The 17,424-nt window shown below is 65.4% G+C and carries 19 protein-coding genes; 8 read left to right on the plus strand and 11 right to left on the minus strand.

The window, feature by feature from the left end; all coding sequences use genetic code 11:
* Positions 1–120 precede the first annotated feature (120 nt).
* The 5 genes from IE307_RS21130 to IE307_RS21150 all read left to right on the plus strand — a co-directional run bounded on the left by IE307_RS21130 (position 121) and on the right by IE307_RS21150 (position 5,070).
* On the plus strand, positions 121–870 hold the full coding sequence (locus IE307_RS21130; RefSeq protein WP_191300192.1) for a hypothetical protein: 750 nt from the start codon (positions 121–123) through the stop codon (positions 868–870).
* A 175-nt stretch (positions 871–1,045) separates the two neighbouring features.
* A complete protein-coding gene (locus tag IE307_RS21135; protein ID WP_191300193.1) occupies positions 1,046–2,293 on the plus strand; it encodes a pentapeptide repeat-containing protein in 1,248 nt (415 codons plus the stop codon).
* A 446-nt stretch (positions 2,294–2,739) separates the two neighbouring features.
* On the plus strand, positions 2,740–3,228 hold the full coding sequence (locus tag IE307_RS21140; RefSeq protein WP_191300194.1) for a hypothetical protein: 489 nt from the start codon (positions 2,740–2,742) through the stop codon (positions 3,226–3,228).
* A 712-nt stretch (positions 3,229–3,940) separates the two neighbouring features.
* A complete protein-coding gene (locus tag IE307_RS21145; protein WP_191300195.1) occupies positions 3,941–4,621 on the plus strand; it encodes a hypothetical protein in 681 nt (226 codons plus the stop codon).
* 143 nt (positions 4,622–4,764) lie between these two features.
* The gene (locus IE307_RS21150) at positions 4,765–5,070 is read left to right on the plus strand and encodes a hypothetical protein (protein WP_191300196.1); all 306 of its coding nucleotides are present in this window, start codon (positions 4,765–4,767) and stop codon (positions 5,068–5,070) included.
* A gap of 1,040 nt (positions 5,071–6,110) precedes the next feature.
* Here the strand turns inward: IE307_RS21150 and IE307_RS21155 are convergent.
* The 8 genes from IE307_RS21155 to IE307_RS21185 form a co-directional block, all read right to left on the minus strand.
* Positions 6,111–6,743 (minus strand): hypothetical protein, encoded by a 633-nt coding sequence (locus IE307_RS21155; RefSeq protein ID WP_191300197.1) that lies wholly within the window; start codon positions 6,741–6,743, stop codon positions 6,111–6,113.
* Complete coding sequence (locus IE307_RS21160) at positions 6,740–6,964, minus strand: hypothetical protein (RefSeq protein ID WP_191300198.1); 225 nt, start codon at positions 6,962–6,964, stop codon at positions 6,740–6,742. Before IE307_RS21160 ends, IE307_RS21155 begins: the two co-directional genes overlap by 4 nt.
* Before the next feature lie 207 nt (positions 6,965–7,171).
* Positions 7,172–7,441 (minus strand): hypothetical protein, encoded by a 270-nt coding sequence (locus IE307_RS21165; RefSeq protein ID WP_191300199.1) that lies wholly within the window; start codon positions 7,439–7,441, stop codon positions 7,172–7,174.
* A 658-nt stretch (positions 7,442–8,099) separates the two neighbouring features.
* On the minus strand, positions 8,100–8,582 hold the full coding sequence (locus IE307_RS21170; protein ID WP_191300200.1) for a hypothetical protein: 483 nt from the start codon (positions 8,580–8,582) through the stop codon (positions 8,100–8,102).
* Between the two features lie 104 nt (positions 8,583–8,686).
* Positions 8,687–8,815 carry a hypothetical protein gene (locus IE307_RS47310; RefSeq protein WP_268250394.1) on the minus strand — a complete coding sequence of 43 codons (129 nt, stop codon included), beginning with the start codon at positions 8,813–8,815 and terminating at the stop codon, positions 8,687–8,689.
* A 167-nt stretch (positions 8,816–8,982) separates the two neighbouring features.
* Complete coding sequence (locus IE307_RS21175; RefSeq protein WP_191300201.1) at positions 8,983–9,159, minus strand: CsbD family protein; 177 nt, start codon at positions 9,157–9,159, stop codon at positions 8,983–8,985.
* A gap of 207 nt (positions 9,160–9,366) precedes the next feature.
* Positions 9,367–9,747 carry an NAD(P)-binding protein gene (locus IE307_RS21180; RefSeq protein ID WP_191300202.1) on the minus strand — a complete coding sequence of 127 codons (381 nt, stop codon included), beginning with the start codon at positions 9,745–9,747 and terminating at the stop codon, positions 9,367–9,369.
* Positions 9,744–10,055, minus strand: a complete 312-nt coding sequence (locus IE307_RS21185) for a DUF3099 domain-containing protein (RefSeq protein WP_191300203.1) — start codon at positions 10,053–10,055, stop codon at positions 9,744–9,746. The genes IE307_RS21180 and IE307_RS21185 overlap by 4 nt, the downstream gene beginning before the upstream one ends.
* 160 nt (positions 10,056–10,215) lie before the next feature.
* Between IE307_RS21185 and IE307_RS21190 the strand changes: the two genes are divergently transcribed.
* The 3 genes from IE307_RS21190 (at position 10,216) to IE307_RS21200 (ending at position 12,107) form a co-directional block, all read left to right on the plus strand.
* Positions 10,216–10,758: a hypothetical protein gene (locus IE307_RS21190; protein ID WP_191300204.1), complete on the plus strand. Its 543-nt coding sequence runs from the start codon at positions 10,216–10,218 to the stop codon at positions 10,756–10,758.
* A gap of 94 nt (positions 10,759–10,852) precedes the next feature.
* Entirely contained in the window at positions 10,853–11,434 is a 582-nt protein-coding gene (locus IE307_RS21195) for an RNA polymerase sigma factor (RefSeq protein ID WP_229904931.1), read from the plus strand.
* Positions 11,421–12,107, plus strand: a complete 687-nt coding sequence (locus IE307_RS21200) for an anti-sigma factor (RefSeq protein WP_191300205.1) — start codon at positions 11,421–11,423, stop codon at positions 12,105–12,107. Before IE307_RS21195 ends, IE307_RS21200 begins: the two co-directional genes overlap by 14 nt.
* A 125-nt stretch (positions 12,108–12,232) precedes the next feature.
* On the opposite strand, the gene IE307_RS21205 is transcribed toward IE307_RS21200, so the two are convergent.
* Genes IE307_RS21205 through IE307_RS21215 form a run of 3 tightly spaced genes read right to left on the minus strand, consistent with a single transcriptional unit; the run spans position 12,233 to position 17,390 of the window.
* Complete coding sequence (locus IE307_RS21205) at positions 12,233–14,425, minus strand: transglutaminase TgpA family protein (protein WP_191300206.1); 2,193 nt, start codon at positions 14,423–14,425, stop codon at positions 12,233–12,235.
* On the minus strand, positions 14,422–15,552 hold the full coding sequence (locus tag IE307_RS21210) for a DUF58 domain-containing protein (protein ID WP_191300207.1): 1,131 nt from the start codon (positions 15,550–15,552) through the stop codon (positions 14,422–14,424). The genes IE307_RS21205 and IE307_RS21210 overlap by 4 nt, the downstream gene beginning before the upstream one ends.
* Positions 15,549–17,390 carry a fibronectin type III domain-containing protein gene (locus IE307_RS21215; RefSeq protein WP_191300209.1) on the minus strand — a complete coding sequence of 614 codons (1,842 nt, stop codon included), beginning with the start codon at positions 17,388–17,390 and terminating at the stop codon, positions 15,549–15,551. Before IE307_RS21215 ends, IE307_RS21210 begins: the two co-directional genes overlap by 4 nt.
* Positions 17,391–17,424 lie beyond the last annotated feature (34 nt).

The raw sequence follows: 17,424 nt of genomic DNA on the forward strand, positions 1-17,424 counted from the left end.
CCCGCAGGCGGACTCGTGTTCAACCGCCCCGGCAGCACCTGCGCTTCCCAGCAGCACCCGTATGAGGCATTGCTCTTGGGCACCTGCGGGCAGACGATCATCTAAAGAGTAGGAGGAAGGATGATCCCTGAGTTCGAAGTGGAAATAGACCCGAGGGTTCCCGATCAAGCTGCGTATTGGGTACCCACTCAGGACGATGTCTCTGATGAAGGGTTTGGTTTCTTCAGAAATACCTGGCTCATATCAGATGTCTGGAATGAGGAAGCCCTAGCCGCCCTTCAGACCGAACGGGAGCTACTAGAGGCAGTATCCGGCCTTTCGGCCAATATCGAGGAGTACGAAGAGATCGCCGCAGCGGTGGAATCATGCTCAATCAGTGAGCTACCTCGCCATATGCTCTCACGGCCTACCATCTCGACCCTGCAAGAGCTGGTACCAGAAATGTCAGACGAGGAGCCCACGCCACTTGAGGGACTTGAACTCGGCGTTTACAGCGCAGTTCTGGCACTCAATGCCGCTGGCTTTCTCACGGCCGCAAGCTGCCGGGGCCACATCTCAGAACACGCGTGGGCAACGTATCCGGTGGTGTTCTTTGCAACAGACAAGGCGCGCGCTCAGGTTCTACAGCCAATTGCTTCAAAGGCAGGATGCGGGTTTGCAATAGACCCACATCGACCAGCTCTCCTGACAGTATATGCGCGATCCTCAAGAAGCATGATGCTAATGGCTGAAATGGTGATGGAGAACCGCGCGCAGTTCCCGGAAGAGCCCTTATTCCGATACTGTGACGATGAGGCGCCGCCAGCGTCCGGGGACCCCAGTCAACTCCCTCTGCCGGGGTTCAAGGATGTGGGCCCTGAGCGCCGATAACGGTGTGCTTGCCAGCGCCAAATCCTCCCATCATCGGAGACAGTGGGGTGCGCACTGCGGCTAGTCGCCCTTCCAACCTCAAGGGCGCTTCTCGCATCGCTACGCGGCGGAGCTCAAGCGCTGCGGTGTTACGTGATGGCGTAACTCGCAGCGCAGCGCCGGCGATTGGAGGTTCGTGAGCGATAAGCAGAATTTCCCGGCCTATCGGGTGTTGTCGACGCGCACGATCGTGTGGGCCGCGGTGGGTTTGATGGTCGTCGGAGTTGGCTTGGCGGCGTGGCTCCTGCTGGCGTACGGCGGTGGCACGGACGCTGACAAAGCGCGCCTGGAAGCGATCAAGACTGCGGGCACGATCGTTGTCGGCACCGGAGGAGCTGCCGCACTGTGGCTGGCAGCCCGCCGGCAACAGACATCAGAGATCGCGCTCCGCCAGAAGGACAAAGACCAAGCTCACCAAGAGCGGGTCGCGGCACACACGGAGGCGGTGGCCGCAGCGACGCAAGCGCACCAAGAACGGGTGGCGCTCCAGAGCGAACACGACGCTGCCGAACGGCGTGTCACTGAACTCTACACAAGGGCAGTAGAGCAACTTGGGTCGGAAAAGGCTCCAATACGGCTCGGCGGGATGTATGCACTGGAACGCCTGGCGCAGAACGTGCCGGGGCAGCGGCAAACTATCGTCAATGTGTTGTGTGCCTACCTGCGCATGCCATACCTGCCTCCGGCTCTGCGCAGCTCGACAGGTAAGGACGCGGCTGTACCCGCACCACCTCCGAGCGCAAGTCGGAACGTCGAGACAGAGCCGTCAGGTAAGACGAATCAAGCCGAGGACGAACGGTGTCACCAAGAACGACAAGTCCGCCTGACTGCGCAGCGCATTCTCTCAGACCACCTACGTCCCGTAGGCGAGGATGGCTTCCCGAATGAGAATTTCTGGTCAAATATAGATCTTGAGCTAATTGGCGCGACCTTGCTTGACTTCGATCTTACGCGATGTCGCATCGGGATTGGCCGGTTCCATGGAGCGTGGTTCAGCGGCTACGCCGGGTTCAAGGATGCAAGGTTTGACGGCCATGCGGGGTTCGGTTCAGTTCGGTTTAGTCGGGAGGCGGAATTTAGCCGGACTAGTTTTGAGCGATACGCCATGTTTGGAGATGCCGAGTTCGATGGGCCAACCCGATTCAGCGGCGCACACTTCAGCCTCGGTTGCGCATTTTCGGGAGGACAATTCGCCTCAGAAGTCACCTTCAGCGATTGCAGGATCGCTGGAGAAGCAAAGTTCCGTGAGGCTCGCGCACGCGTGGATCTTGACACTCAACGAGAATGGCCAACCGGATACATCGAGCTGGAGTCGCCCGATGCGCGAGACTCCGGCACTGAAGGACGTTGGGCCTACGTGATCCGTCAAGCTAGCGAGGAATAAGGGCGCCGGAGCCGGGTGAGGTCTTGCCGGTTGCCTAGCCTCCGACGGAAGCAGCAACACGGCTTGTACGTGCGGACCGCAAGTCACAGAGCCACGTGTACTACCTTGGTAGACAAGAATTTTGGGCGGTGCGACTAGACGTGAAACAAGAACCACTGAGGTGAACACCGGTGAGCGGTGAACCTGCTCTTGTCGGGCAGTGCGATGGTCGGTGGAAGCGCTGCGCAGCAGCTGTACAGCAGCGAAGTACAGCAACCAGGCTGATCCAGGGCAACCACGAGCGACTAGCAGTGTGCGTCTGACCTCGACAAAGACTGCGGTTGACCAACATGCCGAGAGTTCACACCGAAGTGACCTCGTGACGATCTTCGTGGGTGCGGCGATATGGGTTGTGCTCGACAGGCATATCCGCACGACAGGTTGACCGCGTCACCGAGGGAGCTGGCATGAGCGATGATCGAGCTACCCGCATCCTGTATGGCCTGTCCACTGGCGTCGATCAACCATCCAATGATGTCGTGTGGAGGATTGAGGCTCTTCTCGGACACGAGGATGAAATCTTCGTCGATGTACGTCACGTGAGGGGCGACGACACGGTCGGTGGAATTGGCGTCGTGATCACAGCGACGCGCGTGATCCGCGCTCAGTGGTCAACCCCAAGGCAAAGAGTTGCACGCCAATCGACGGTGACTGTTGAGACGTGGTCACGTCGAGCGCTTGTAATGGCCAGCATCGATTCCAGCGAAGTATTGGGAGTCAACACCGACGCTGATTGGGCGCGTGACTGGGGAGCCGAGTGGCCGGCTGATTCAGTCCTCACCCTGCGCTATGAGGGGCAGCTTGAAGCGCTGACGCTGCCTCTGCTGGGTGGAACATCTCACCGGAAGAATTTTCGAGAGCTCGTGCCTTACCTATTGGCAGACCTCAATAGGTAGGGTAATAGACCATCGCCTGAGGTACGCCGCCGATCTTTTCACTGGCAAGAGTGTTGCACGGCAGTTGCCGAGCGAGCAAGATCGAGGTCCCACTATAATCCTCGCATACGATGGCGAAAGTCCACAAAGAGCCGGATGTAACGAGGGAGCGCCTGCTGCATATAGACAGCAAGTGGATCAGTTTCGCGCGTTGATCAACGATGTTCTGCGCTTTGAAATGCGACGGGCTAACGAGGGTCCAACGATCGTGACCGACTAGACCCAATGCTGGCGTGCAGATTCGTATCAAAGTCACGGCGAGGCGTGATTACAGGGAATCTGCTGCTCACACACACCCTCAAGCTCTCTATAAGCAAGCAGGAGACAGATGACCGGGAACCAGGAGTCAAGTTCAGGAGCTCCATCTACAGATAGTAGAACTATCACTTTAGCGACGCTTGCCATTCTTACCCCAGTGGCCGCGATACTTTGGTCTAGCTCCACGTGGTGGCGCCCACTAGGAATTGCCATTGTACTACTAGTGCTACTACCTTGCCTCATCCATCTCCTCTTCGCCTTACTGCCCTCAACATTTTCACGCCAACTGGCATCTATTGCGGCTATCCTAGTCTTTGTTCCAGCCTCAATTTTTGGCCTTTGGAGTCACTTTAATCAACCAGGTCCGCCGACGGAAGTTTGCACAGCTAGCCTCAGGAAAATTGGGCAATCGATCGTGGGCTCTCCGCAAGATTTCTCAAAACGGGCAAACGCCGGAGGCAAGCTACAATTGGAGAAGTTGATAGTTGAGGAAACGAGTTCCGCCGAAGGCTCGGGTTGCGTAAGATTCGACGTCACAGTCAAGAACAACGAGCAGGGATGGAGTTCAATCAGGGGAATTCATCTCTCGATTCTCAACACCTGGCACCTCAAGGCCACCTGCGGCGGAAAGGGCGCCACCGGCAGACCAATAGAAGTAAGCCGAAACTATAACGTCGCGATCGATCTGGAGAAGGTACCGAATGACTTCCTTTTCGACCAGATTAACCAAGGCGTTGAACCGGGACAATTTGATCGGTTCACCGTCACAGCTAACATAAGAAACTTGAGGGGCGGCGTTGGCATCCTAAGCGTTGTTGAAGCAAAGATTGGCATTTATCACGGCGACGAAATCGCCCCGGTCGAGGCTGGGCCGTTTCTTTTTTTGACCAACCCTAACCACGAACCTAGCGAAACTTTTGGCGAGCCTTCAAGTCCACCTCCATATGATCTCGGTAACTCAAATGTACTAGCCGACGCAAAACGAAACCGTGAAATCGGCCTGTCGCTAGCGGCAATGAAGGACACGCCAAAGACATTGAGATCGGAAGAATTAGTGAGATTCCTCAGTGCGACCCCGCGAAAGAAATGCAATTAGTCGACCTAAGGAATATTTGATCCGGCCGGTATGCATCTTGAATCCCCTCCGCTCGTGTGCGAGTTAAAGTCCGCACTCACCTGATCGCCTAAGGATCTGAAGAATTAGTAAGCGGTGGCCGGTGTCTTTGAAGGACGGATGATATGTCCGAGGAGGCGTCCATCATGATGCTGCTGGCGGAAGGCACGGCGGTGACACCGGTCTGGCAAGAAGTCCGAGGTAGCAGGGAACTGAGCTATGAACCCTCACAGGTGGTGGCATCAAGCCCCAGGTGGTGGCATCAAGCCCCAGGTGGCGAACACGTCGTGATCGACAGACCAGCGCGGATGGAAGACACCCTGCACGCACCGGCTGCCGAGGTAATCCATCACTGGACGCAGGCAGCCGGAACTGTCGCGTACGTGATCCTCCAGGGCTATGACGCCAACGAGCCGATACAGCTCGGCTAGACCATGCTCGGTCTCCCAACCACCTTGCGCGTGGCAACAGTTGCGTCCGAAACGGTAGCCAGAACAGCAGGCGCCAGGATGGGCTTAGCGAGAAACAGCGAGACGCTTTAACACAAAACTCCAGTTCAGCGCGTCACGCCTGAGCGCTAGTTGGGGTACTGGGACGTGGCCGGTGCCGTTCACACCGAAGAGGTCACTGGTTCGATCCCAGTATCGCCCATAGTGTGTTTACCTTGGTCAGACGGCCTGCCGATGGATTCCATCGGCAGGCCGTCTGCGTTGGCAGGGCAGAACTGCCCTGCCAACCTCAGGTCTGCGGACTACGAATCCGCAAGCCAGCGACCTGTCACCCATCCAGCCCGTGATCTATTCGCCACTACCGAAGAGGTCACTAGGTTAGATCGAAGGTCTCTCGGTGCCCATCGCTCTCTACTCTCGGAGCCTCGGTAGTAAAAGTGGTAGCAGAACCGCCTCGCTGCACGTCACATCAGCCCTGTCGACGCGGGCATCCGAAGCAGACCAATCACTGCCTTGGCAGCATCGGCTTCAAAGCCGTGAACGTGTACCGAGCAGGCCAACACGACCTGAGTCGAACGCGTTCCTGAGGCCTGCACTGGGCTACTTGCCGTCACGATCACGGATGAGAAATCTGACCTGTGCGAGACTGCCGACATTCTCGAGAGGTCCATCAGGAGATTCCGGGTGGCGATGGACCAGTGCGCAGCCGAGGACCGAATCTGAGTCCAGCTGGTCGGTGGCAGGACACGGAACCATGCACGTCCGAAGTAGCCGATCCACACCTGTCCGGTGTCGAAGGCGTGGCACCAGCCGGTGAGCGAGCTGTCCTGCCAGCGCCACGGCCCCCCGTCGGCCGGATGATGTGCCCAGTTGCGGCGTTCGTCGCTGGGCAGCGACAAGCCAGCGTTGGCTGTCGCCGGGAGGAACCGTTGGCAGCTCAAGCGCTTGTATGCGTCACGCCAGGTCGATTGCCACGGCAGAGGAGACGATGGCCGTGATCTCGGCCGGGGTCCTCGCGGCGCCTACTGCGTCTGGACTACGTCGTAGAACGACTTCGCGAGTTCACGTAGCGGCTCCCTGCACTCCAGCGACCTCGGCGCCGTCTTATCGGCGGGCTTGTACTCGAGAAGCAGCACGGCGTTCTGATCGAGGATCATCAGGGTGCAGCTGCCGTTGTCCTTCGGTGTCAGCCACTTCGCCTTCTCGCCGACCCGCACGTCCTCGGCAGTGCCGTCGTCGGCCGGGTCGGAGCCCGGCTTGGAGAGCGCGTCGTAGGCTTCACGCGCCTTGAGCGCGCCCCGGCCGGCACCGGCCGGATACGAGATGTCCCCAACGTCGTCTCGCCACGCCGACACTTGCAGGTTCACCCGCGGCCAGTCCGGAATGCGCTGGAACTCGCAGCCAGTGAGCATGTCGGACGCTGAAGGCTTCTCGTTGCCTGACCGGAACGGCGGCAGGCCCGTCACTTTGTCGGCCACCTGCTGGCAGGTCGGAAGTGCTTTGTACTTGGCTTGCATGAGCGTGGACGTTGTGGTGGACGTCGGCGGCGCGATCGACATGCTTTCCGGCCTGCCGGTCACCGTTCCGCCACCGGTGCACGCCGTCACACTCAACGCGAACACAACCGCACCCACGATCCCGGCGGATCGGTTCACTGCGCCCCCAACCCCTTCCACAAGTCTTCCTCCGGATCCTCCTGGGCACGCGGACGACGCCGGGACGGGTTCACCGGGGCCGTACCTCGATCCGAGGTGAGCTCGGCATCGCCGAACACTTCCCACAGGTCCTGCTGCAGCTGTCCGACGCCGGCCTGCGAGATCGCGGCGGTGTTCGCCGTTAGGCCGACCAGGGCGTTGTTGCGGATCTGCAGTGTCACGAGGCCATACGGGCTGCGTAGTGCCGTCACCTCGTGTGACACTTTGTCCGCGTTCTCGCGGGCTTCGCGCAGCTGCCGGCCGATGGCGGCCTGCTCCTGCTGGACTGCTCATAGCCCCCGGTTCCCCGAACCTAGTAGACCTGATCCAGGTCAAGCTCGACGATCTCTTCGTTCCGCTCATATGTATCGGCTATCTTGATCAGGGTTTCAACGATCCCTGAACTCGGTTTCCGCCTCAGAAGCGAGCTTCTCGATGTAGGAGCGCATGTCCTCGTACGAACGCTGCAGCTCTTCCGGAGGGGTCGGGAGATTCAGCGGAAAAACGGCAAACGTGATCGCGTCGGCGGCGAAGAACGCCAGCGGAGACAGAGTGAGTCCGGACAGCGCACCACGTACTGTGCTCATTTCGGAGGCGAACTCGTCCCACTTGGCGGCCTCCTCACGCACCGCCGAGGTCACCACCTGATAACCAGTCATCGGCCCTCCCCGTCCAGCCCGAACCGTGCGGCTTCCTCAGGCATCAGCAGCAGTCAAGCTAGCGCAGTACCGGCAACCAGACCGGAGTTATCGCAAGACCGCGCCCAAAGGCACCTGAGTCAGTGACAAACGTCCCGACCGGGCGACACGAGACGAGCCTTGCGAACAGTGGATCGGGTCCGCTGCACCGTTGGGTGACGTCTGAGTTGGCTTGCCCACGCTGAAGGACTGCTGCTCAGTGCATGATGGCCGACAGACAGTGAGCCGCTGTTCACCGATTACGTGACCGCGTTACGGATCACTCGCTGTTGGACTCCAACAAACGCACGGCTCTGTCTCTTGCTTTGTCCACCGCCTGATGCCACCGTTCGTTGTCGGAGGCGAATCTGTGTGCCTGGTCGTCCGGCTGCTTCTTCGCCAGCTCGTCCAGGCGAGAGACAGCACTCGTGATCGCGGCCACGCATCCGGACGAGGTCGGCGAAGGTGAAGAGGCCATCTGACGCGCTGACGCCCCCTCGGCGTCCTGCGTCGCTGCAATACGGCGAATGTCCCTTCCCTACGAACGTACCGAGGCTCGCCGTGTAGAGCTGCACTGAGGCGAGCACCGATAGGGGCAGGCCTAGTCCGGTACGACCACGTCGACCTTCGTCACCTGGATTCAGGAACGGCGTGATGCGCAGTTGGTGATCGGAGAGCAGACCGTGCCACACCGCTTCAGGCACCGCAAGCCGGTCGTGGGGTCTTTCAGAAAGCGCAGGTCCGATGCGAATCTGGCAAGGGCCAGCAGGCGCAGATTCCGCTCGACTTGTCTCCGGTCACCGCGACTGATGCGCACGACGGCGCGTTCTCCCGCACGCATTCCTAGTGAGTCGTTCCACGTATCGGTGGCGCCTTCGGCCATGGTCTCCTCGGCCCACGGCTGGATCAAGCTTTCCGGCAGGTCAGCCGCGCTCGCAAGAATCACGCCATGCCACCCGTCGGCAGGCCGCGCAGACACGATGTCCAAGTTCAGAACTTCAACGCCGTTCGCCACCGAGTAGACGAGGTGCAAGTCGCCGAAGGCAGTCGCACGTAGGGTGTCGGCCGCGGCGGATCCGATCAGCTGGTATCGGTTCACGTGCACCGCTCGAACCTCGATCATGACCGTCTGGGACGACTCCGCGAGGTTCCTGCTCCTGTACCAAGCCACCGACGAGTTCCCGGCGAATCGGGATCGCCGGTGACTGGACTGCTCGAGCCACGAGATCAGGTGCTGATGCTCTGCGGCGACGCGACTGGTTCGCGGAAGAGGTCGGTGTACGACCGCTGGCCGACGGGCACACCGGGCCTCGTCTCGGCGTGATCCGCGCTCAGGTGGCTGAACAGCCCGTGCACTGAGTCTGCACCAAGGTCATGTGCGCCATGTGCCAAAGAGTGCTGCGTTTGCATGGTTCCGACTTTCTTCTTACGCCGGCAAAGCCTGGCGTTGGCACGACATTGTTCAGACATCGCCATGGGCGCGCACCGAAAAAGTGCGCGCCCATGCGAAGTGATGAGTGAGGTCAGTCCTTCTTGAAGATGTCCTTGACCTTCTCGACGGATTCCTTCAGGTGCCCCTTGGCCTGGTCGCCCTGGCCCTCGGCCTCCAGGCCCTCGTCGTCGGTCGCGGCGCCGACGCCTTCCTTGACCTTGCCCTTGAGCTGGTCAGCCTTGGCGTCGATCTTGTCGTCGGTGCCCATGGGTCCTCCCTCAACGACTGTGTTCGCAGGTGTTACGAGCACCCGGATGCCCAGGGCGGGCGAACATCAATCCTCGAATACCTCACCGCCCGCATGAGGTCGCCGTTGTCGCGCAGACGTTCTGCATATGGAGCACCAACAGGAAGCACGGCACGAAGGTGGAACGACGCCGTCGCGGGGCCGTTCGCGGCGTTCTGCCGCTCGTTGTCAGGCTGAACCGGCGTGCACGAAGACCTCGTCGGCGCCCAGTCTGGTGAACAGGCCTTGACTGCCGCGGTCGCGAGCCGCGGCGACGATCGTCGCGGTCTTGTTGAGTTGGCGCACGGCCATGGTGATCAGCAGCCCGTCCAAGTCGATGGGAACGGCGATGATGACCCGTGTCGCGGAGGGTACGTCTGCCCGCCGCAGCGCGTCGAGGTCTCTGCCGTTGCCTCGTGCGACCCTGGCGCCGTTGGCCATCGCGCCGATCAGGGCGAGCGGGTCGGGGTCTAGCACTAGAACGTCCGGGTTGTCGGGGGTCAGCGGAAGGTGTCGCAGCACGTCCATGGCGGCGTCCCCGTATCCCACCACCACGGTGCTACCGGTCATCGCGGCTCCTGGTCTTCGTCGCTTGGTGTGAGCGCCTGTTGTGACCGTTGAAGTCGCTGTGGTGCTTCCGCCTTGCGCGGTGGCCGGTCGTTGGCGATGAGGACGGCCATCCAGGGCAGGGGGACCGACAGCAGGATCAGGGCGAGCGCGAGCCACCAGATCTTCGCGAAGAGCACGGCAAGCACGATGCACGGGATGCGCAGGCTCATCATCAGGGCGTAGCGGCGCCGTCGTGCGGCTAGCTGTTCCTCGTAGGACGGGGCTGCCGAGGTGATCAGTACGGGGCTTTCGCGTCGATGCGAGTTCACAGCCACACCTCCGTTGTCCTCTTTGATTCGTGTCGGAGGCTCGTCAGGTTCGTGTCTGCTGTGTCACGTCGAAATTTTCGCTACAGGTGCATCCAGGGAGCCGGTGCTGGTCGTACCCCTTTCACGACCTGTTCCACACGACGGATGAGGAGTGCTTTCCATGCGCAACCGCATGATCGCCGCAGCAGTCGCCTTGGGCATGGCTCTCGCCGGTGGTGCGGCGGTGGCTGCACCCGCCACCGCCGCGCCGGTCTCCGCAGCGGCCTCCAACGGCAAGGCGTGGGGCAACTTCTTCAAGGGCCGCACCGATCTGACGCTGGACCCTGCCGCCGCGGCGGCGCTGACCTCGTTGGGGGTCAAGGTGAAGCCCGTGTTCGCCGGCAGGACGGGATCGGCGATCAGCTTCGCGATTGTCGGTGACCCGTCCGACGGCACGATCGAGCACATCGGCGGACTCGTGCTGCAGGCCGGGCACACGCGCCTGTACTTGACCAACTACACGATCGACCTCAACCGGGGTGTGCTGTCCGGTCTGGTGAACTTCGGGAAGCGCGCCGATCTGTTCACCATCGGTGCCGCGACGCCTCAGGGGGTCACGCTCGCTCTGACGCCCGGTGCCGCGTCGGTGCTGAACAGCACGTTCGGTGTCACCGCGTTCACCCCGGGACTGGTCATCGGCTACGGCAACCCGGTACTGCGCTGAGGCTTCCCCTGTCAGGGCGCGCCCACAGCGGTGTGGGCGCGCCCGTTGAGCGAACCTCGTCCGCGAGCCCTAGATTCGGTCAGGTGGTGCGATCTTGCCCGCGGGGGTCACCGTGTTGACCGGCGCCAGCAACACCGTCGACGAGACGACCAAGTCCTTCGTCGCAGGTGAACAGGGCGCGCTTCGAGCCGTCTACGAGCGCTACGCCCCGGCAGTGCTGAGAGTGGCCTCGGCGAGCCTGCCGTCACGGGCGGACGCCGAGGACGTGGTGCAGACGACGTTCGTGACGGCGTGGCGCAGCAGGGAGAGCTTCGACCCCGCCAAGGGCAGCCTGCTCGTCTGGCTGCTCACCATCGCTCGTCGTCGGTCGATCGACGTGCTGCGGTCGCGTACTCGCGACGAGAACGTCGTCAAGGCACTGCACCACGCCGACGGGGGCGCTGCCGACGAGCCCGCGCGGCCCGATCAGGTCGTCGACCGGATGGTCGTGCTGGAGGCGATCGGCGAGCTACCGCCCCAGCAACGACAGGTGCTGCTCCTGGCCTTCTACGATGACCTCACGCACGAGCAGATCGCCACGAACACCGGCCTGCCGCTGGGCACGGTGAAGAGTCACCTGCGCCGCGGGATGGCCAGGCTCAGGCAACGTTGGGAGGTGGACGGTGGCACACGCTGACCCCGAACTGCTCACGTTGCTGGCACTGGGCGAACCCGCGCCGGACGAGTCCACTGAGGACCACCTGCGCACCTGCACCGAATGTCGCTCCGAACTCGCCGCGCTCCGCGAGGTCACCGCCATCGGTCGTGAGACCCGCGCGGAACGCGACCTGCCCATGCCCTCCGAACGGGTCTGGGCCGGCATCGCGGCCGAGACCGGGCAGAGCGCCGAACCAGCACCTGTCATCGCGCTGGCCCGGCCGCGGCGCCGCTGGCGCGCGTTCCTCGCCGTGGCGGCCGCTGCCGCGATCGTCGGTGCGGCAGGCTCGATCGCGGTCGACAGGATCACCACTCCCGTGACCACCGAGCAGGTCCTGGCGAAGACCGATCTGGCTCGGCTCACGGCGGCACCCGGCTCCGCTCGTGGCACCGCCAGCGTCGTGCGCACCGCCGACCGCACCGTGCTGCGCATCTCCGTCGACGGCATGCCCGCACCAGACGGGCTGTACCAGGTGTGGCTCTTCGACGGCACGGCCACGATGATCCCGCTCGGCGTGCTCACGAACGGGCAGACCGACATGCCGATACCGGACGCCATCGATCTCAGGACCTATCCCGTGGTCGACGTGTCAGCACAACGACTGGGTCAGCAAGAGCACGGGACCAGCATGCTGCAAGGAAAACTGAGCTGAACCTCGCTGGTCACACAGCGACCGGCCTGCGCAGCCGGAACCACGTGGTGGCCGCCGTCACGAGCAGCAGCGCCGCGGTCGCGATGGCACCCGCGAGGATCGCGATCTGTTCGGCCACAGCACCCTCACCTCCATCGTGGTGGTGCCGAGCGCGACCTGCACGACGAGATCCACCGAGGCCATGTCGACGACGGAGGTCGACTGGATCCGGGAGTGCGAGTCCTGATCAGGGTGCTGGGGTTGAGGGCGGCCCGGATCCTGGCGCGCAGGCCCCGGCTCGTGAGCCGGCGGCGCACCAGCGCGGCCGCGTGCCAGGCGCGGTCCCGCACCTCGCCGGTGGTCTCGGCGCCGGACCACAGGGCCTGGTCCATTGCGGACGCGAGCAGCCGCAGTCCTTCCACTGTGGACTCAAGGTCGGCCGCGGGTGCGGCGGCGGCCAGGTCGCGCGGGGTCATGCCCTCGCTGAACGGCGCCCCGTGCTCGCGCATCCGGTCGCGCGCCTCGTGCCAGGCGCCGAGCACCGCGCCGCTGCCTGGGCGCCGTCGTCTGCGCCAGGCCCGGACTCGTTTCGCCAGCGGGATCCCGGTCAGCCAGCCGAGGGCAGCGGCGGCGAGCACGGCTAGCAGGAGTTCCCACGGGATCTGCGTGGTGGAGTCGTTCGCCGCGTTGGCGTTGCCGTTCGGTGCCGCTACCGGTGGGTCGCGCAGCTCCTCGACGGGGGGCAGTTGGTCTCTTGCCCGCGCTACCGCCGCGGTCAGGCCCGCCCCGTTGCCCTCTCCCCTGGTCTCGGAGCCGTACGGGTCCATCGGCACCCAGCCGACGCCGGCCACCGCGACCTCAGGCCACGCCAGCACGTCGCCGTTGCGCACCACGTACTCGCCGCCGGATCCCGGCGGGGTGCGGTAGCCCACGACCAGGCGGGCCGGTATGCCGGTCATGCGGGCCAGTGCGACGTATGCGGCCGCGAATTGCTCGCTCGTGCCCACCTTGGTGTCGAGGAGGAACCGCCGCAGCTGTGGCCAGCCGTGGCCTCCTGGCACGTCGGTGCCTGTCGCCAGGCGGTAGTTCACCTTGAAGAAGCGTTCTAACTGCAGCGCCGACTGGAAGCTCGGGCGCATGCCGCGCAGGGCGTTCGCGACCAGTTCCGGCACTCCCTCCGGGGGCGTGCCCACGCTTCCGGTGCCGCCCTCCGCGTACGGGTTCACGGCCGCGCTGCCCAGGTTCGCGATGCCGACCTGCGGTTCCCACCAGCCCAGCGAGTACTCCGCCGCGGGCATCGGGCGTTGCACCAGCAGGGTTCCCTGCGTCTCCTCGACAAGCGGGTCGACGCCGGTCACGGCGGCGGGCCAGGACTGGCTGGGCAGCCAGCGGCCGTCCAGGCCGCGCATGGTGATCCTGGCGTCGCGGCGGTGCACCGGCACGGCCACCGCGGGGCCGGGTGCCAGTTCGGTGCCGAGCCTGCGGTAGCTCCCGCCGGGAGTCCAGTTCACGCCGTCGAACGCTTGCAGCACCACGATCGGCCAGCGCTCGGCGCGGTCTCCGGCGACGGTGAACACGGGGGTGTCGGGATGCCCGAGCCGGTAGGAGATCTCGCCGAGCGGGTTGGTGACCCGCGCGTTCACCTGGGCCGCCTGGCCCTGCTTGAGCGAGTACCCCGGTGGTGGCGCGGGAAGGAGCAGCCCGGTGACGATCGCGGCGACCACGCCGAGCACCAGCGCGGGCAGCACGAGCGCTCTCCGACCGGACACCGGGCCGGTACGTCCGGACGCGATCAGTGCCCCGGTGACGGCCGCGTACGCCACCGCACCGGCCACCGCGGCGAGACCGGACAACGCCAGGTAGAGCTGGCTCACGACCACCACGGCGAAGCTGGGCAACAACGCCGGCAAAGGCTTGCGCAGCAACAGGAGCAGCTCGACGCCGAGCACGGTCGCCAGCAGCACGAGCAACGGCACTAAGAGCATCAGCTCGGGATCCGGCCGGGCGGGCCAGGTCGACTGCAGGGTCAGCTGCCAGGACTCGGTGACCCCCGAGCGCAGCGCCGCGAGCGTGTCGCCGGTGGGCAGCCCGGCCACGGTGGTGGGGAACAGCAACGACTCCGTGACGCCGAGAAGCCCCGCCAGCGCGACGAGCAACGGTCGCCACGCGGCGAGCTTCCCTTGACGCGAGCAGAGTTCCACGACGACCAACGCCGGCACCACCACCGCGGCGATCGGCACCAGCAGCGGCACGATCCCGAACACCGGGGCGAAGAAGAGGCCGGCCACCACCGCGGCGAGCGCCACGCAGGCGACCTGCACGCGATCCTGGTTCGTCATCGCGTCACCTCGTTCCACAGCCGCACACCGGTGCGCGCCTCCCCTGCGGCGATCACTCTCGCGGTCGGAACGACCGGGGCGGCGTGCGCACCCAGCACCATCAGGTAGCGCGAGGAGTAACGGGCGCGCAGTCCTGCGAGAGCGCCGAAGTCCGCGTCACCGGCGGCGATCACGGTGAGACAGCCACCCCGGCTCCCCGCGACGGACAGAGCGGGCGGTACGAGCTCGCGGCCGGCGGAGTCCTGTCCCTGCAGGCAAAGCCGGTCGAGCAACTGCCGCGCCGCCACCGCCCCGCCCGGGGTGGGGACGTCGGCCCCGCAGGACGTGACGAGCCTGCTGCGGTGCCCGGCCAGCGCGGACGCGCTGAGCAACGAGGCCGCCAGGTCGACGGCTTCCTCGAACAGCGCCGCGGACACGGAGGCCCTGGTGTCGAGCAGCAGGGTGAACCTCGGCTGCACGGGATCCGTGGAGTCGCGCACCATCAGCCGCCCGGTGCGCGCGGTCGCCTTCCAGTGCATGCTGCGCACCTCGTCGCCGGGCTGGTACTCGCGCACCTCCTTGAGGTCGAGCGACCCGCGCAGCGCGTCGTCGGTCGCGGAACCCTCGTGGTGGTGGCGCGGGTACCCGCCGATGCGGGCCGACGCCGCGTGGACCCGCGGATGCACCCACAGCGTCTCGGTCTCCCCCGCGGTGACCCGGTTGCGGGCGAGTCCGAACGGGTCCTCGCGGTGCAGCGTCAGCGGTCCGACCGGCATCAGGCCACGGGTCGTCGTCGGCAGTTCGTAGTGGTAGGTCGACTCCGCGCCGGGCTCCAGCGCGTGCACCGTCACCGGGCGGACGTTCTCGCCGGCCCGGTCCACCGCGGTGAACCCGCGCAGCCGCCAGGAACCGGTGTTGCGCACCCGCAGCGTGGCGAGCGCCGGGCGTCCGCGTTCGACGCGAGCCGGGTAGACGTCACGGGTCACCGTCACGCGGGGGCCGCGCGCGGTGACCAGGACGGCGCCCAGCACCGCGCCGACCCCGACGGCGCCGAGCACGCGCAGCAGCGGGTAGCCCGCCCAGTGCCCGCCGATCGCGAGCAGCAGTGAACCGAGGAGCACGACGACCCCGCGCCGGGTCAGCCTCACCCCGCGGTCCACGTCAGGCGGTTCGACGTCACGCCACCGGCCGTGACCCAGACCGTGTGCCCGACCCCGTGGTAGTAGAAGGCCTGGAGGTTGGCGTTGCCCGCGCTGTCGGCGCGCAGCCGGTGGCCGGGGTTGGAGTAGCCGGGGTGGGAGGAGTGCGGCATCACGTCGAGCGTGGCGCCGGGCTCGAAGCCCTCGAAGACCATCCGCATCCAGGCGCAGTTCGGCTCGCCGCACTCCTTCGACGCGGACCCGCCTCGGGAGAGCGTGATCGTGGGCTGCGCGGTCGCAGCGGTGCGCACGGAGGCCGGTGTTCCCCGGCCGGCGCTGTTCACGGCGGCCACGGTCACGGTGAACGCGACGTCGCGGCCGGACCAGATGCCCGCGATGACGTGGGACAGCCCCGGCACGGTGGCGCTGCCCGGCCTCGACCCGTCCTCGCGGACCCACGTCACGACGTAACCGGTGACCGGGGCGCCGTTCGCGGGCGCGGCGGTCCAGGTGACGGTCGCGTCGGAGGCGGGGGCCGCGATGCGCACGGCCAGGTTGCCCGGCATTCCGGGCGGCGTCGCCGGGATGGGCGGCGGAGGAGGCGGTGGTGCGGGTGGCGGGACCTGCTTCTGCGGCTGACGGCTCGGCGTCACCGGCGGCGCGGGCTCCTGCCGGACGGGAGGCTGGCGGTCGGGCGTCGCGACGGTGGCCGGAGGCGGCTGCACCGGCGTGGGCTGCGGCGGGAGCTCGCCCTTGCCCTGCACCGGAACCGGCGTGATCGACCCGTCGCCGTCGACGACCACGACGTGCTTGCCCTCGGCGCCGTCGACGTAGACCCGCGCGTCCTCGCCGCGGCTCAGGCGCGGCTCTCCCTTCTCGACGGGGATCGGTGTGGTCTTGCGTTCCCGGCCGTCACCGCCGTAGGTGCGCAGCACGTTGTTGCCCCGGTCCAGCAGCACGACGGACGTGCCGGTGACGCTGGGACTCGAGTACTCGCCCGCGGGCAGGACGACGGTGACGGGGTTGCTCCCGGCCGAGACCAGGTGCAGCCGGTCGGTGTCGGGGTCGAGAACGGCGATCTTGCCGGCGACGTCGGCGGGAGCGACCCGCGCGGTGGGCGGCAGGCGCAGTCCCAGTGGCTTCTGCACGCCCATGCCGGTGGCCTCGACCGTGCTCATCGTGCCCTCGGTGGCGTCGACGAACACCGGCTTGCCGCCGTTGACGGTGAGACCGCCCGCGTGCCCCGCCGGCGCGGTCGCCGGGCAGGACAGCTCGTCCGCCCCGCGTGCCCACGAACAGATGGCGCCCGTCTCGGCGCGATGCATCCACAGCGTGGCGTCGTCGGTCGTCACCGGGGACCCGAGGCCGCGCCCGGCGGAGAGGATCTTCGGCTCGGAGCCCAGGCGCACGACCTGGCCGGACCCGGCGTAGACCAGGTAGGGCCCGCCCGCGACCTCGACGGCCAGTGGGCGTTCGCCGTCCGACGGCAACGGCGAAGTGCGTTCCACCGACAGCGTCGACTTGTCGAACTCGGTGACGTCGGCGGACCCGACGACGTAACCGCTGGTCGGGCTCTGCACCACCTGGCTGCCTTGGTCGACGTGCGGGAGCGGCACCTGGCCGTCGGGCTTCTTGCTCGCCCCGTCGACGTGCACGGCCTGCCCGAGCGCGAGGTTCACCACCCAGTGGCCGCTCTGCAGGAACTCGAGCCCCGACACCGGTTTGGCCGCCCCGGTCAGCGCCGCGGTGACCGCGCCGACGGCGACCACCACGAGCAGTGCGACCGGCCACCTCGCGGCCCGGTTCCGCTCCCCCGCGCTTCGCCGTCCCCACTTGCGAATCTGCACGCACGAAGGGTAACCACGTGCGTACACGTGAGGT

The organism is Lentzea cavernae, assembly GCF_014653695.1.
GTDB classification, from domain to species: Bacteria; Actinomycetota; Actinomycetes; order Mycobacteriales; family Pseudonocardiaceae; genus Lentzea; species Lentzea cavernae.